The organism is Myxacorys almedinensis A, from assembly GCF_010091945.1.
Classification (GTDB): Bacteria; Cyanobacteriota; Cyanobacteriia; order Leptolyngbyales; family Leptolyngbyaceae; genus Myxacorys; species Myxacorys almedinensis.
The window spans coordinates 1-1,121 of sequence record NZ_WVIE01000058.1; the positions used below are offsets into that span (position 1 = coordinate 1).

1 protein-coding gene is annotated in these 1,121 nt (G+C 45.5%); it reads right to left on the reverse strand.

What is annotated here, in order from left to right; genetic code table 11:
- Positions 1 to 646: 646 nt before the first annotated feature.
- A partial coding sequence (locus GS601_RS22590) for a transposase (RefSeq protein ID WP_420800321.1) occupies positions 647 to 1,121 on the reverse strand: 475 nt, incomplete at its 5' end.

The following is a 1,121-nucleotide window of genomic DNA, read 5'->3' on the forward strand; positions in this document are numbered from 1 at the left end:
CAATACTTGAGAACTGCCACCATCAGCCGCTCCCGGTTTGAGGTTGAGTGCTTGCTTGCCTTTTCTCAGCGATCGTTCCATCACAAAGTAGAAAGCAATCAAGATGTATGCCGAGACAGTTGTGATTGTCATACCGATCTTCAATAAGAGTGCTTCCCTACCTGATGATAAATCTTTCCATCAGCAACCTTTGAACAACTTAACCTTGGGCAAAACAGATACGATTCAATCTACCGCCACAACCCAGAAACGAAGCGGTACAACGGCAGAATTTACCGGCGATCGCAGTCTTAGCCACCCATCGGGGTAGTCGTCCGTCCGGTGCAATGCGGTGTTGGACTGGGCGGCTAAGCTATTGACCCCAGTTTAAGCGATTGACCACCAGCGCCGGGGTTTGGGTGGACTGGTCTGGGCGGTTTTGCACCCCGTTTGGCCTACCGAGGTCTCGGCCGATCAGCGGGGGATGAGCATACCGAGGTGTGGGCGAAAAGACCGGGGTTTGGGACGGCGCTCCCTGGGCAATTGACCAAGATCAATAGGGATCGAGGTCTTGGTGCGCTGGCAGTACAACGTTCCGGTTGAGCGGCAGCAGATCAACCATAACGATAGACAAAAAGACTCTCAACTGTCCGCTCCAACCGGGTTGTTATGCCGTTGCACTTGCATGACTGATCGAATTTCCCAAACCATTTCTGATCATTGCTGGAACGTAATTAGTCACCGCAATAAGAATCATAAATGAGAATAGCCAGAACAGTTGCCTAAGCTGTTGTGCATTTCCTTTGTTTTTTACTTTACGATTCCAATTTATAACTAACTCTCCCTCATTTAGGAGTTTATTCAGAATGATTTCGAGGTCTTCAATAGACTTAAATAAACGATTTGCAACAAACTCTTTTGTTGAATGCCAAACTAATTCGATCAGGTTGTAATCTGGACTATACTCAGGCAGAAATTCTAAAACTAAATTCGGCATCTCTAGCTTTATCTTCTCTACAAAATCTTTGTTTTTATGAATGCTTGAATTATCTAAAATAATTACAATCTTTGGACCATCTCTCTCAAAGTCGCTCGCTCTCTTATCTTCTCCAGCCCAGTCATATATAACTTCTTCATAGAAG